Below are 12,278 nucleotides of genomic sequence, written 5' to 3'. Positions count from 1 at the left end.
GCGATCCGGGTACAGGGCCTTGGCCGCGACCGCGGCCGGCGTGCCGTAGCCCATCGAGCCGGAAGTCGGCGCCGCCTGCGTGGCGAAGCGGCGGAAGCGGTGGAAGCGATGCACCCAGGTGGCGTAGTTGCCGGCGCCGTTGGTGAGGATGGCGTCTTCCGGCAGCGCCTTTTCCAGATAGGTCATGATCGGCCCCATCTGGACGGCGCCGGGGCCGGTCTGAGGCGGCGTCGACCATTCGAGATAGGCGGCATGCAGCTTTGCCGTCTCCGCCGCCCAACCGGGCGCGGCCGGACCTTTGCGTCTGGCGAAGGCTCGCACGAAGGCGGCGGGGGAGGCGTTGATCGCCAGGGTCGGCCGATAGACGCGGCCAAGCTCGCCGGCGTCGGCGTGGACATGCACCAGCATCTGGTCCGGGTAAGGGCTTTTCAACAGCGTATAGTCCGAGGACGGCATCTCGCCCATGCGGCCGCCGATGAGCAGCACCAGGTCTGCCTGCTTGACCGTTGCCGCCAGCTTCGGATTGATGCCGATGCCGACATCGCCGGCATAGTTCGGATGCAAGTGGTCGAACAGCATCTGGCGGCGGAAGGAGCAGCCGACCGGCAGTGACCAGGCCTCTGCGATACGGGTGACGTCCTGAACCGCTTGAATATCCCAGCGCGTGCCGCCCAGGATGGCAATCGGCCGTTTGGCGGCATTGAGCAGGGCCTCAAGCCGGTCGAGTTCGGCTTCACCAGGGCTTGTTTCGACCAGCGTATGAGCCAGCGCCGTTGGGGCCTCGACCTCGCTGGTCAGCATGTCCTCGGGCAGCGAGATGACAACTGGGCCAGGGCGGCCTGACGTCGCCACCGCGAAGGCGCGGGTGACGAATTCCGGGATGCGTGAGGCATCCTCGATCTCGACCACCCATTTGGCGATGTCGCCGAAGAAGCGCTTGTAGTCGACCTCCTGAAAAGCCTCGCGCTCCTTGGCGTGACTGGCGACCTGGCCGATGAACAGGATCAGCGGCACCGAATCCTGCATGGCGATATGAATGCCGGCCGAAGCGTTGGTGGCGCCGGGGCCGCGCGTGACAAAGCATATGCCGGGCTTGCCGGTCAGGCGCCCCTGGCAGTCGGCCATCATCGCCGCTCCGCCTTCCTGACGGCAGACGATGGTGCGGATCGGCGAGTCATGCAGCGCGTCGAGCACCGCCAGATAGGATTCGCCAGGAACGCAGAAGATGCGGTCGGTGCCGTTCGCTTCGAGCGCCTCGACGATCAATTGTCCGCCCGTTTTCATTTTGCTGCTCTCTCCAGTTCGGCAAGGATTTCCTCAGTGTGCTCGCCGAGACGCGGCGAGGGGCGCTCATAGACGAGCGGCGTGCCGGACATCACCATCGGCGCACGTACCGAAGGCAGCAAATTGCCATGGCCGTCCTCCAGGTCGAGCTTCATGCCGCGCGCGATCGTCTGCGGGTCGGCGAACATCTGGCCGATCGTGTTGATCGGGCTTGCCGGCACGCCGGCTGCCTCGAGCTTCGCCAGCAGCGGATCGCGATCCCACGTGCTCAGCTTCTCGATGATCCGCTCGCGCAGCTTGGCGCGATTGGCGACGCGGGCGGGGTTGGTGGCGAAATCGGAATCGGCGGGCAACTCGGTCAGCCCGACCGCTGCGCAGAACTTGGTGAATTGTCCGTCGTTGCCGACCGCGAGGATGATATGGCCGTCCCTGACCGGCAGCACCTCGTAAGGCGCGATGTTCATATGCGCGTTGCCCATCTGCACGGGCGACTTGCCGGAGACCAGATAGTTGAGATTCTGGTTGCCGAGCGCCGAGATCTGGCTGTCGAAGAGCGCCATGTCGATATGCTGGCCTTCACCGGTCCTTTCTGCGTGGCGGAGCGCCGCCTGGATGGCGATCACCGAATAAAGGCCAGTGAACAGGTCGGAGATGGCGACGCCCGCCTTCTGCGGCTCGCGGCCGACCTCGCCGGTGATCGACATCATGCCGGCCATCGCCTGGATGATGAAATCGTACCCAGCGCGGGGCGCGTAGGGCCCGTCCTGGCCAAAACCGGTGATCGAGCAATAGACGAGACGCGGGTTGATCCTCTTCAGGCTTTCATAGTCGAGCCCGTATTTCTTGAGACCGCCGAGCTTGAAGTTCTCGATCAGCACGTCGGCCGTGGCGACGAGGCGGCGGAGCGTGTCGGCGCCCTCGGGCTTGGAGAAATCGATGGCGACCGAGCGCTTGCCGCGATTGCAGGAATGATAGTACGCCGCCGAAAGGTTCTCGCCGTCATGGCTCATGACGAAGGGCGGGCCCCATTTGCGGGTGTCGTCGCCGCCGTGCGGGCTCTCCACCTTGATGACATCGGCGCCGAGATCGGCGAGCAACTGCCCGGCCCAGGGGCCTGCCAGGATGCGAGCGAGTTCGATGACGCGGATGCCTTTCAGCGGGGGTTCAGCCATGGATCACCGTGAAGGGTTGAAAGCGCAGCGTCTACCAACAGAGGTCGCCCCTGTCACGACCCATGCAATGGGCCAATGCCGCTAGGTTTCAGCGTATGATCCGCCCAGGCGGCGAAATCATTCATGATGATGTCGCGGTTGACCTCGTTCAGGCTCTCGTGGCGGGTGTCGGCGTAAACCTTTGAAACCAGATTCGAAAAGCCCATTTTGTCCATCCGCCGGGCAAGGTGGTGAACCGCTTTGCCGTAGTCCGATGCCGGATCCTTCTCGCCGCCGATCAGATTGACGAAGAGGTCGCGGCGCACGCCGGCGAAGCTCGATTCCCTGCCGGCGTAGAGCGCCAAGTTGACCACATCGCGCCACATGGAGACCGAGGCATCCCAGCCGCAGAGCGGGTCGGCGATGTATTTGTCGACCTCGACCGGATCGCGCGACAGCCAGTCGAACAAGGTCCGGTGATTGGGCACGGCCTTGCCCCAGGCCTGGAAGGTCAGCTTGGGCAGCAGCCGAGATGGCACGTCGGAGCCCAGCCGCATCCTTTCCCAGCCCAGGATGGCCAGGGCCAGCTGGCCGAGCAGGCCTTGCGAGAAATTGCCGTTCCAGATCGCGGCGGCATGGACGCGACCGGAGTGGCGGAGCACGAAATTCAGCGCGATCGAGGCGCCGAGCGAATGTCCAAAAGCGATGACCGGCAATCCCGGATGATCAACGGCGATCAGATCATGCACCGCGCCGACATCGGCAATCACCTTGGCGATGCCGTCGGTATCGGCGAACCGGCCGAGCGGCGCATCGGGCGCCTTTGTCGCGCCATGGCCGCGATGGTCATGGGCGTAGACATGGAAGCCGCGCGCGCCGAGGAAGTCGGCAAAGCGGGCGTAACGCGCCGCATGCTCGGCCAAGCCGTGATTGATCTGGATGACGGCGCGCGGGGATATTTGCGCATGTCTCACATAGAGGTTGAGGTCGGCCCCGGTCGGTGAGGCCAGCCTGGTCTGCTTGTCGAATGGCATGTCTCGCTCCCTTGGCGACTGATGGGCGAGGGCTTCGGCGGCGTCAAGAGAGCGCGATCCTTTCGAGCCATGTGGAGTGCGCTTATCGCTCTCCTGGGGATTATTTTCGCGCGACGACAAAGATCGCAATTCTGACACGTCGCCTGTTCTAATGTGCCGAATCCAATACGGTTCGATGATCGCCGGGAGAGCGGGAATGCGGGTTTGGGCAGTATGGGGTTCGGTTGTTCTGACCCTGGTTGGCGCCGGCGCGGCTCAGGCCGATGTGAAGATGAGCGGCACCTTCGTGGCCGACAGCGCCTGTCCGGCAACGCAAGCCATCAAGAGCGGCAAGAACTCCGGCAACGTGTCTACCCAAGCGGGACAGACCTATCAGCTTCTGGCAGGCAACAAGGACGAGCCTACCCATTATCTCATCCAGGTTCCTGGCGCCGATCCGGAGCGACGCTGGGTGAAGATCAACTGCGGCCATGTCATCGGCGGCAGCGCGTCCGCCACGCCCTCGCCGGCTGATCCGATGAAGCCGTCGCAACCTGGTTCCGGCAAGCCTGAATATGTGTTCGCGCTGAGCTGGCAGCCCGCATTCTGTGAGACCAAGGCCAACAAACCCGAATGCAAGGCGCAGAATCCCAACGAATTCGACGCTTCGCACTTCACGCTGCATGGGCTGTGGCCGCAGCCGAACGGCAATTTCTATTGCCAGGTGTCGGCGGGCGACAAGGCCAACGACAATCCCGCGCATTGGGGAGATTTGCCACCCGTCGAACTCGACGCCAACACGCGCGCCGAGCTCGACCAGATGATGCCGGGCACGGCGTCCAAGCTGGAGCGCCATGAATGGATCAAGCACGGCACCTGCTACGGCAAGAGCCAGCAAGAGTATTTCTCCGACGCGCTCAATCTGATGCGCGCGGTGAACGCCTCGCCGGTGCGCGATCTCTTTGTCAAAAACATCGGCAAGCAGCTGACATCGGAGCAGATCCGCAATGCCTTCGACCAGGCCTTCGGCAAGGGCGCCGGGGACCGCATGCGCGTCTCCTGCCTTGTCGATCCGTCGAGCGGAAGGCGGTTGATCGGCGAGCTGACGCTCGGTCTCTCCGGTCCGATCGGCCCCGACAGCAAGCTCGCCAGCCTGCTGATCGCCTCGGCGCCGACGAGCAAGGCGGGCTGCCCGAAGGGCACGGTCGACGCGATAGGGTTCCAATAGGGCGCGTGCCAGGCCCGGATCTGGCCGCCGAACCGAGCATGATCGCCGGCTGGTGAAGAACGCGGCGTGCCGAAAGCGATTGCCGTTCGGCGCTTCATCGCCTACATAGCGCGCAACCCCATCCAATTCGACAGTTCAGTTTCAGGGAAAGCGCGCGTGGCTCGCCAGTTCATCTATCACATGTCAGGCCTGTCGAAGGCCTACGGCACCAAGAAGGTGCTCGACAACATCCACCTGTCCTTCTATCCGGACGCCAAGATCGGCATCCTCGGCCCCAACGGTTCGGGCAAGTCGACCATCCTGCGCATCATGGCCGGGCTCGACAAGGAGTTTCAGGGCGAGGCGTGGCTGGCCGAAGGCGCGACCGTGGGCTATCTCGCTCAGGAGCCGCAGCTCGACAACAGCAAGACCGTGCGTGAAAACGTCATGGACGGCGTCGCCAGGAAGACCGCCATCATCGAGCGCTACAACGAGCTGATGATGAACTATTCCGACGAGACGGCGGACGAGTCGGCCAAGCTGCAGGACGAGATGGACCGGCTGAACCTGTGGGATCTCGAGCAGCAGGTCGAGATGGCGATGGACGCCCTGCAGTGCCCGCCGGCCGATTCCGAAGTGACCAACCTCTCGGGCGGCGAGCGGCGCCGCGTGGCGCTCTGCCGGCTGCTTCTCGAGCAGCCCGACCTGTTGCTGCTCGACGAGCCGACCAACCATCTCGACGCCGAGACCACGCAGTGGCTGGAAAAGCACCTGCGCGACTATCCGGGCTCGGTGCTGATCATCACCCACGACCGCTACTTCCTCGACAACGTCACCGGCTGGATTCTCGAGCTCGACCGCGGCCGCGGCATTCCCTACGAGGGCAACTACACCAAATATCTCGATGCCAAGGCCAAGCGCCTGATCCAGGAAGGGCGCGAGGACGACGCCCGCCAGAAGGCGATCTGGCGCGAGCGCGAATGGATCCAATCCTCGCCGAAGGCGCGCCAGACCAAGTCCAAGGCGCGCATCAAGGCCTACGAGGAATTGGTCGAGCAGTCGCAGAACCGCAAGCCGACCGACACGCAGATCGTCATCCCGTCGAGCGAGCGCCTCGGCAATGTCGTCATCGAGGTCGAGGGCCTCAACAAGGGCTTTGCCGACGAGCTTTTGATCGAGGATCTGTCGTTCAAACTGCCGCCGGGCGGTATCGTCGGCGTCATCGGCCCGAACGGTGCCGGCAAGACGACGCTGTTCAGGATGATCACCGGCCAGGAAACACCGGATGCCGGCTCGATCCGCAAGGGCGAGACTGTGAAGCTCGGCTATGTCGACCAAAGCCGCGACGCGCTCGACCCGAACAAGACGGTTTGGGAAGAGATCTCGGGCGGCGCCGAGGTCATCAAGCTCGGCAAGCACGAGGTCAACAGCCGCGCTTACTGCTCGTCCTTCAACTTCCGCGGCGGCGACCAGCAGCAGAAGGTCGGCAATCTTTCCGGCGGCCAGCGCAACCGCGTGCATCTGGCCAAGATGCTGAAGGGCGGCGGCAATGTGCTGCTGCTCGACGAACCGACCAACGATCTCGACACCGAAACGCTGGGCGCGCTTGAAGATGCGCTCGAAGCCTATGCCGGTTGCGCGGTGATCATCAGCCACGACCGCATGTTCCTCGACCGCATGGCGACCCACATGCTCGCCTTCGAGGGCGACGCGCATGTCGAATGGTTCGAAGGCAACTTCGAGGAATATGAGAAGGACAAGCTGCGCCGCCTGGGCGCGGAGGCGGCAACCCCGCACCGCATGACGCACAAGCGGCTGACGCGGTAACAAAGTCCGTGGGCGGCGAACACATATGAGGCTCTGAAATGGCTGACTGGTCCGCCGCCCAATATCTGAAGTTCGAGGACGAGCGCACGCGGCCCGCGCGGGACCTGGCAGCACAAGTCCCGGTCGATTTCCCGCGCCGCGTCGTCGATATCGGCTGCGGTCCGGGCAACTCGACGGAGCTGCTGGTCGAGCGCTGGCCGGATGCGGAGGTCAGCGGCTTCGACACCTCACCCGACATGATCGAGAAGGCGAAGGCGCGGCTGCCCAACGTGAATTTCGCTCTAGCCGATGCTTCCGCATGGCAGCCGGCACAGCCCGTCGACGTGATCTTCGCAAACGCGGTCTTTCAATGGCTGCCGGAGCATCCGGCGGTGTTCCAGCAGCTGATCGGGCTGCTCGCGCCGGGCGGCGCCTTGGCCATCCAGATGCCCGATAATCTTGGTGAACCCTCGCATCGGTTGATGCGCGACACCGCGGCCGAGATGCCGTTCTCGGCCAAGCTCAGGAGCGCCGCCCGCGCGCCGCTGCCCCCGGTTTCCTTCTACTACGATCTTCTGTCGCCGCTCGCCGATCGCGTGGATATCTGGCACACGATCTACAATCATCCGTTGGCCAATGCCGAAGCGATCGTCGAATGGGTCAAGGCGACGGGGCTGAAGCCGTTCCTCGATCCGCTCGACGCGGACGAGAGAAAGACATTCCTCGAAAGCTACACCGCAAAGATCGCAAAGGCCTATCCGAAGACGGCGACCGGCAAGGTGCTGCTGCGCTTCCCGCGCATCTTCATCATTGCCAAGCGGGCCTGACCGTTTCCGGTCAACTCATCGCGATAGCCGGAACTGCGATTTAGGCTGGCATAAACCGGCCAAATGCGACAAGGGTAGCGCGCTCCGGCACAAAGGCCGTGCCTCGGACGGATTGGACATGCATCGCGTCATCATCAGCGGCATCGGCGCCGAAATCCCCGAGCCTGTCATCACCAATGAAGAGCTGGTCGAAAGCTTCAACAGCTGGGTCGACACCGAGAATGCGCGCCGCGCCGTCACAGGCGAGACGCTGCTGCAGAAGTCGGACAGCGACTTCATCGTCCATGCGTCGGGCGTGCAGACCCGCCATGTGATCGAACGCGAAGGCATCCTCGATCCAACCCGCATGGCGCCGCGCATTCCGGCCCGGCCGGACGACGCGCTGTCGCTGCAGGCGGAGTTCGGCATCGCTTCGGCCAAAAAGGCCATCGCCCATGCCGGCGTGGAAGGCTCGGATATCGATCTGGTGATCTGCTCGGCCTCGCATCATCAGCGGCCTTATCCGGCGATCGCCATCGAGATGCAGCAGGCCCTGGGCACCAATGGCGCCGGCTTCGACATGGGGCTCGGCTGCTCTTCCGCCGCGGCGGCGCTGCACATCGCGGTCAACCTGGTCAGGGCAGGGGCGCACAAGCGCATCCTGGTGTCGACGCCCGAAATCATCACCGGCCATCTCAACTTCCGCGACCGGCAGACGCATTTCATCTTCGGCGACGCCTCGGTCGCCATGATCGTCGAAGGGCTCGACCAGGGCGAGAAGCGGCCGGGACGCTTCGAGGTGCTCGACACGCGCACTTGGACGCAAATGTCGAACAACATCCGCACCAATCTCGGCTACCACACCCGCACTGCCCAGGACGATCCCTACCAGATCAACCTCGAGGGCAATCTGATCAAGCAGGTCGGCAACAAGGTGTTCAAGGAAGTCACGGTCGCGGGCCACAAATTCATCGTCGAGTTCCTGGCCGAGCATGGTCTGGCGCCGCAAGGCATCCGCCGCTTCTGGCTGCATCAGGCCAATGCGCGCATGAATGCGATGATCCTGAAACTCGCCTTCGGCCATGATGTCGACCATGACCGCGCGCCGATGGTGCTGGAGCGGCTCGGCAACACGGCGGGCGCCGGCGCCATCGTGGCACTGTCCGAAAATCATGCGGACATGAAGGCCGGCGATTTCGGCCTGCTCTGCGCCTTCGGCGCAGGCTATTCGATCGGCGGCGCGCTGCTGAGGATGTTGTAAACCGGCTCAGGCGGGGACGAACGGCACCAGCATCGGCACGCGCCTGGCATAGTCGTCATAGGCGGGGCCGAGCTCGCCGCGCAGGAAGCTCTCCTCCAGCCTGGCCTTGACGACGATGCCGACAAGCAGCAGGGCAGCGCCGGCAACACCCCAGACAGTGCCCTTGGCTGCCATGGTGGCGAGGATCGACACCAGCAGGCCGGTGTAGATCGGGTGGCGGACCAGCCGATAGGGACCGGTGTCGACCACGCGGTGATCGGCTTTGGCGGTGACGGTGCCCGACCACAGCCGACCGAGATGCAAGCGCGCCCACCAGGCGAAAGCGATGCCGATCGCGATCAGGGCGACGCAGATCCAGCCCTTGGCAAGCGTCGGCGTCCACAGCCGCAATCGGCCGACATAGCCGTGCGCCGGCGCGAACAGCAGAAAGGTGCCGGCCAGCCAGAGAACCCGGTAACGGGCCTCAGCCTTGAAGTCCGCGCGCTTTTGCGCTGGATCGGCCCACGCGGCGGCCAGCACCCAAGACACCACCCAGGCCAACCAGAGCGCGGCGATCGCATGTTGAACCTGCATGATCTGAACCCTCCCAAGTTTCGCGCCGCCATTTACGCCGCCGGCGCGGCGGCAATGCGGCGGAACGTGAAAGCGTGCGGCATCTTCAGGTAAGAAAGTCGTGATCGCCATCAAGCGCTGTGATCGGATCATCAGCGCTTTCGACTGGACCGAGTAGCCGAGCGTCTCTAGACCAACGCTATGCAGGAAACGAACCTAGAGCTTTTTCCGTCGGCGGAGCCGACGGCCGACATCGTCGCCGGCCGCAAGCTGACAGCATTGGCAGCGGCACTCTATGCCGCTCCGTCCGATCATTTCGAGTCAAGGCCCGTGGACGAATTGCGCCTTGGCTTCGACGGGATCGAGGGTGACTTCCATGCCGGCGCGACGCGGCGCTCCGGCGGGCGCGAGCCCTGGTACCCGCGCGGCACCGAAATGCGCAACGAGCGGCAATTGTCGCTCGTCGCCGCGGATGAGCTCGCCATCGTCGCCCACCGCATGGGCCTCGAGGAGATCAAGGCGGAATGGATCGGCGCCAACCTGATGATCGAAGGCCTGCCGCATCTTTCGATGCTGCCGGCGGGGTCGCTGTTGTTCTTCAAGGGCGGCGTGACGATCAAGATCGACGGCCAGAACAAGCCCTGCCGGGTCGCCGGGCAATCGATCGCCGAACATGTCAACGCGGCGGATCGCGACGCGACGGCCTTGCTGTTTCCGAAGACGGCGAAGAGGCTGCGCGGTCTGGTCGCCTGGGTCGAAAAACCCGGCATCATCAGGACCGGCGAAGAGATTTCGGTGCGGGTGCCGGAGCAGTGGATCTATCGCGCGTGATCGGGCTTCGGCTTTGGATATCGCCGGTTCAAGTCTCGCTCGAGTGAACTGTTGGAGTGGCTTTGGTTGTCATCCGTAGCGCACTGCGCTCGACCAGGCCGGATCCTCGTGCTTTTGCCAGTAGAGGCGCATCAGACGCTCAGTGATCGCCCCGACCTTGCCATCGGCAACCGGAGCACCGTCGATCATCGTGACGGGCATGATGCCGCCGGCCGTCGAGGTGATGAAGACTTCGTCGGCTGACTTGAGCGCGGCCACGCTGACATCCGCGGCAACCGTGGGCAGTCCCGCCTCGGCGCACAGGTCAAACACGGTGCGGCGCGTTATGCCGGGCAGCACGCCGACGGCGGGCGTGGTCAATTTGCCTGCCCTGACACAGAACACGTTGAAGCCTGGACCTTCGGCGAGGTTGCCGTTGAAGTCGAGGACCAGCGCGGTGTCGGCGCCGCGGTCATAAGCGTCGTAGAGCCCGCGCACCAGGTCCAGCCAATGGTAGTTCTTGATCGAGGGATCGATCGAGGCAGGTGGGATACGGACTTTGTCGCTGATCGCGACGTGGAGGCCGCTTCGCAATTGTTCGGCATTGGCGACCGAGCCGAAGGGGACGGCGAAAGCCATGAACCGGTTGATCGCCTGACGCGGATCGCGGCTGAAGGTCGGCGAGGCGCCGCGCGTGCACAGCATCTCGACATAGGCACCGCGATGGCCGGACAGCGCGACGCAATTGTGCAGGATTTCGGCAACGCCGTCGCGGCCGAACGGGATGGTCATGCGAAGCTTTTCCAGCCCGCCGAAGAAACGGTCGAGATGCAGATCGAGACGGAAAAAGCGGCCGTCCCAGACATGGACCGTGTCGTAAGTGGCGTCGGAATGCAGAAAGCCCCAGTCCAGCACCGACACCTTTGCCTGCGACATCGGCAGATATTGTCCATCGAGATAAGCGACGCCGTTGGGATAGGCATGCGGATCGAGATGACGCTCTGACAGAATGGGTAGTGGCGCGGCAGGCGCGGGGGCGGCTTGGCTCATTTCGCTCCATCTTCGTCGTTGTGGAAAGGCAGGTTAGCGTCCAGCTTCGAATGAAGTAAGAGCCAGGCCAACGGCGCTGTCTAGCCTAGCCTGTGCTTTACTCGTCCTCGTCATCCTCTTCCAGCAGCCGCGTCGCGCGCCAGCGGGTCAGCACCTCATTGGTCTCGTCGATGACAAAGAAGCGTGCCGAGTCGCGGTCATAGCCTTCGGCCAGCAGTTTGTCATAGTCGGTATGGGTGTGGCGGACATGCGCGATGGTTGCCAGCCACACCGCGATCGTCGGCGGCAAGCTCTTCATATGCACGGCTCCGGCATCGGCGCGGATTTTTTCCATGTCGGAATAGGGGGCGAGCGGCAAGAGCGCGGTGAGCGCCTTGGCAATCGCGCGGCGGCGGCCGGTCGGCGCGCTCATTTCTCCTCGCGTCCGGCAGTGGCCGCCTCAGGGAAGGCATCGGTCGACGCATAGTAGGGCTTGATGTCGACGACCGGCGTGCCGTCGAGCACGTCGATGGCGTCGATCTCGATCCGGCCTTCCTCGATATCGAGCGCGACGAGCTTGGCGATGTGCAGGCCGACAGGGTTCGGCCGGGCAGGGGAGCGCAGCGAGAAAACGCCTTTCGGTTCAGCCGCATGGCGCGGCTTCTGCACAATCAGATTCCGTGGGGCATGATCGAGCCAGGACAGGATGACGATGTGGCTGGCGCGATCGAGGTTCTGCAGCCCCCGGCGGTAGGGCTTGTCGATCAGGATGGCCCCAGTCCGACCGGTCTCGCGGGCGGCGCGCATGTTCTTGGGACAATCCTCGCGGCTCGTCCAAGGCGAGGCGATCCGGCCGATGAAGACGACATGGCCGTCCGGCGGCAGATTGGCCGGGTCGTTTTCCAGGAGCGTCTCGTCCTCGCGTCTCTCGAACATCGTTCAATCAATCCGCGGACGCATGGCCTGCAATGCGCGGACCATGGCTGCGCCATTTTCTTGTCCGAGAGCGACATAACGCTTGCCAGGGTTTTAAATTCGACATAAACATATCTTTATATCTTTCAGCGAGAACCTTTCATGCATGTCACGCTCGACACGATGGTAGATACATTGAAGGCGGCTGCCGAATCCAGCCGCCTGCGCATTCTGGTGCTGCTGTCGCGCGGCGATCTCACGGTCTCCGACCTTACCGAAATCCTTGGCCAGTCGCAGCCGCGCGTCTCACGGCATCTGAAGCTACTGCTCGATGCCGGGCTGATCGGCCGCTACCAGGAAGGGTCCTGGGCCTTTTTCAGGCTGTCGGACACAGACAGCTCGCGCGATTTCGTTCAGCGGCTCGTCTCGGGCGTGCGCGAGGCC

At 63.8% G+C, this 12,278-nt stretch carries 13 protein-coding genes; 6 read left to right on the top strand and 7 right to left on the bottom strand.

Features of this window, described 5'->3' with window-relative positions:
* The 3 genes from EOA79_RS23360 to EOA79_RS23350 form a co-directional block, all read right to left on the bottom strand.
* On the bottom strand, positions 1-1,284 hold a 1,284-nt coding region (locus tag EOA79_RS23360), incomplete at its 3' end, for a thiamine pyrophosphate-binding protein (RefSeq protein ID WP_128293310.1).
* Positions 1,281-2,456: a CaiB/BaiF CoA-transferase family protein gene (locus EOA79_RS23355; protein ID WP_067328979.1), complete on the bottom strand. Its 1,176-nt coding sequence runs from the start codon at positions 2,454-2,456 to the stop codon at positions 1,281-1,283. The genes EOA79_RS23360 and EOA79_RS23355, both read right to left, overlap by 4 nt.
* 53 nt (positions 2,457-2,509) lie before the next feature.
* Entirely contained in the window at positions 2,510-3,469 is a 960-nt protein-coding gene (locus EOA79_RS23350) for an alpha/beta hydrolase (RefSeq protein ID WP_095824941.1), read from the bottom strand.
* A gap of 196 nt (positions 3,470-3,665) precedes the next feature.
* On the opposite strand from EOA79_RS23350, the gene EOA79_RS23345 reads away from it, so the two are divergent.
* The 4 genes from EOA79_RS23345 (at position 3,666) to EOA79_RS23330 (ending at position 8,528) form a co-directional block, all read left to right on the top strand.
* Positions 3,666-4,676 (top strand): ribonuclease, encoded by a 1,011-nt coding sequence (locus EOA79_RS23345; RefSeq protein WP_127335044.1) that lies wholly within the window; start codon positions 3,666-3,668, stop codon positions 4,674-4,676.
* Between the two features lie 156 nt (positions 4,677-4,832).
* Complete coding sequence (gene ettA, locus EOA79_RS23340; protein ID WP_067328984.1) at positions 4,833-6,482, top strand: energy-dependent translational throttle protein EttA; 1,650 nt, start codon at positions 4,833-4,835, stop codon at positions 6,480-6,482.
* Between the two features lie 38 nt (positions 6,483-6,520).
* Positions 6,521-7,288 carry a trans-aconitate 2-methyltransferase gene (tam, locus tag EOA79_RS23335; protein WP_095824939.1) on the top strand — a complete coding sequence of 256 codons (768 nt, stop codon included), beginning with the start codon at positions 6,521-6,523 and terminating at the stop codon, positions 7,286-7,288.
* Between the two features lie 118 nt (positions 7,289-7,406).
* The gene (locus tag EOA79_RS23330) at positions 7,407-8,528 is read left to right on the top strand and encodes a beta-ketoacyl-ACP synthase III (protein WP_095824938.1); all 1,122 of its coding nucleotides are present in this window, start codon (positions 7,407-7,409) and stop codon (positions 8,526-8,528) included.
* A gap of 6 nt (positions 8,529-8,534) precedes the next feature.
* On the opposite strand, the gene EOA79_RS23325 is transcribed toward EOA79_RS23330, so the two are convergent.
* Positions 8,535-9,101: an isoprenylcysteine carboxylmethyltransferase family protein gene (locus EOA79_RS23325; protein ID WP_095825028.1), complete on the bottom strand. Its 567-nt coding sequence runs from the start codon at positions 9,099-9,101 to the stop codon at positions 8,535-8,537.
* A gap of 180 nt (positions 9,102-9,281) precedes the next feature.
* On the opposite strand from EOA79_RS23325, the gene EOA79_RS23320 reads away from it, so the two are divergent.
* On the top strand, positions 9,282-9,911 hold the full coding sequence (locus EOA79_RS23320; RefSeq protein WP_095824937.1) for an MOSC domain-containing protein: 630 nt from the start codon (positions 9,282-9,284) through the stop codon (positions 9,909-9,911).
* Between the two features lie 69 nt (positions 9,912-9,980).
* On the opposite strand, the gene EOA79_RS23315 is transcribed toward EOA79_RS23320, so the two are convergent.
* The 3 genes from EOA79_RS23315 to tsaA form a co-directional block, all read right to left on the bottom strand.
* Positions 9,981-10,940, bottom strand: coding sequence for a D-amino acid aminotransferase (locus EOA79_RS23315; protein WP_095824936.1), 960 nt, complete (start codon positions 10,938-10,940; stop codon positions 9,981-9,983).
* Positions 10,941-11,037: 97 nt separating this feature from the next.
* A complete protein-coding gene (locus EOA79_RS23310) occupies positions 11,038-11,352 on the bottom strand; it encodes a DUF2293 domain-containing protein (RefSeq protein ID WP_066990672.1) in 315 nt (104 codons plus the stop codon).
* Positions 11,349-11,855 (bottom strand): tRNA (N6-threonylcarbamoyladenosine(37)-N6)-methyltransferase TrmO, encoded by a 507-nt coding sequence (gene tsaA, locus EOA79_RS23305; protein WP_095824935.1) that lies wholly within the window; start codon positions 11,853-11,855, stop codon positions 11,349-11,351. The genes EOA79_RS23310 and tsaA overlap by 4 nt, the downstream gene beginning before the upstream one ends.
* A gap of 141 nt (positions 11,856-11,996) precedes the next feature.
* Between tsaA and EOA79_RS23300 the strand changes: the two genes are divergently transcribed.
* Positions 11,997-12,278: metalloregulator ArsR/SmtB family transcription factor (locus tag EOA79_RS23300; RefSeq protein WP_164893925.1), on the top strand; the 282-nt coding region annotated here is incomplete at its 3' end.

The sequence above is a fragment of the Mesorhizobium sp. M1A.F.Ca.IN.020.03.2.1 genome (assembly GCF_004023205.1).
In the GTDB taxonomy this organism is placed as follows: Bacteria; Pseudomonadota; Alphaproteobacteria; order Rhizobiales; family Rhizobiaceae; genus Mesorhizobium.
The sequence above is the reverse complement of the archived record's forward strand: the minus strand, read 5'-3'. Positions and strand labels throughout refer to the sequence as shown.

What these genes read in the sequence shown, in the direction of transcription:
- EOA79_RS23315 (WP_095824936.1), bottom strand. Translation starts at nt 10,940, where the DNA reads ATGAGCCAAGCCGCCCCCGCGCCTGCCGCGCCACTACCCATTCTGTCA.
- EOA79_RS23325 (WP_095825028.1), bottom strand. Translation starts at nt 9,101, where the DNA reads ATGCAGGTTCAACATGCGATCGCCGCGCTCTGGTTGGCCTGGGTGGTG.
- EOA79_RS23330 (WP_095824938.1), top strand. Translation starts at nt 7,407, where the DNA reads ATGCATCGCGTCATCATCAGCGGCATCGGCGCCGAAATCCCCGAGCCT.
- tam (WP_095824939.1), top strand. Translation starts at nt 6,521, where the DNA reads ATGGCTGACTGGTCCGCCGCCCAATATCTGAAGTTCGAGGACGAGCGC.
- EOA79_RS23320 (WP_095824937.1), top strand. Translation starts at nt 9,282, where the DNA reads ATGCAGGAAACGAACCTAGAGCTTTTTCCGTCGGCGGAGCCGACGGCC.
- EOA79_RS23345 (WP_127335044.1), top strand. Translation starts at nt 3,666, where the DNA reads ATGCGGGTTTGGGCAGTATGGGGTTCGGTTGTTCTGACCCTGGTTGGC.
- tsaA (WP_095824935.1), bottom strand. Translation starts at nt 11,855, where the DNA reads ATGTTCGAGAGACGCGAGGACGAGACGCTCCTGGAAAACGACCCGGCC.
- EOA79_RS23350 (WP_095824941.1), bottom strand. Translation starts at nt 3,469, where the DNA reads ATGCCATTCGACAAGCAGACCAGGCTGGCCTCACCGACCGGGGCCGAC.
- EOA79_RS23355 (WP_067328979.1), bottom strand. Translation starts at nt 2,456, where the DNA reads ATGGCTGAACCCCCGCTGAAAGGCATCCGCGTCATCGAACTCGCTCGC.
- EOA79_RS23310 (WP_066990672.1), bottom strand. Translation starts at nt 11,352, where the DNA reads ATGAGCGCGCCGACCGGCCGCCGCCGCGCGATTGCCAAGGCGCTCACC.